The organism is Vibrio sp. Makdt (assembly GCF_027587015.1).
Classification (GTDB): Bacteria; Pseudomonadota; Gammaproteobacteria; order Enterobacterales; family Vibrionaceae; genus Vibrio; species Vibrio chagasii_B.
In genome coordinates this window covers 1-650 of the sequence record NZ_JAPPTH010000069.1, presented here as the reverse complement: position 1 = coordinate 650, position 650 = coordinate 1, and the positions used below count along the sequence as shown (strand labels likewise).

Here is a 650-nt window from a genome sequence, read left to right as displayed (position 1 = left end):
TCGCCGCTCACTTTGTTGTTACCAGTGAACATTTGTAGCTTGCCGTCTTCAGTCACAGACGCTTTAACAGAATCTTGCTGACCGTTGATGTAAGTCGCTAGCTCTTCGATGTCGTCACCCGCTTTTGCGCTGATGTCGATTTCTTGTGCTTGACCAAAGTTATCTGTGAACGACAGTTTTAGGTCGTTAGAGCCTGCTTGAACGTTCCAGTCTTTGTCTTTAGCGTTCTCAGTTTGGTAGCTCTTACCACCCATCTGAGCGTTATCAGAACGCATGTCTTTCAGTTGAAGCATTACCGCTTCACCGTTATCCGCACCGATTTGGAATGATTTAGTACCGTGAGTACCGTTAAGTAGCTTGTTACCACCAAAAGACGTCGTTTCCGCGATACGGTTTAGCTCGTCGTTCAGTGCTGTTACTTCTTCTTGAATCGCTACACGCTCAGACTTAGAGTTTGAGCCGTTCGCAGATTGTAGAGAAAGATCACGCATACGTTGCAGGATGTTAGTCGTCTCGTTCATTGCACCTTCAGCGGTTTGTGCAATAGAGATACCGTCGTTCGCGTTACGAACAGCAACGTCTAGGCCGCGGCTTTGAACGTTCAAACGGTTAGAGATTTGTAGGCCCGCAGCGTCATCTTTTGCGCTGTT

The 650-nt window shown here is 47.4% G+C and carries 1 protein-coding gene; it reads right to left on the bottom strand.

Features of this window, described 5'->3' with window-relative positions; genetic code table 11:
• A partial coding sequence (locus OH460_RS27320; RefSeq protein ID WP_270000196.1) for a flagellin occupies positions 1-650 on the bottom strand: 650 nt, incomplete at both ends.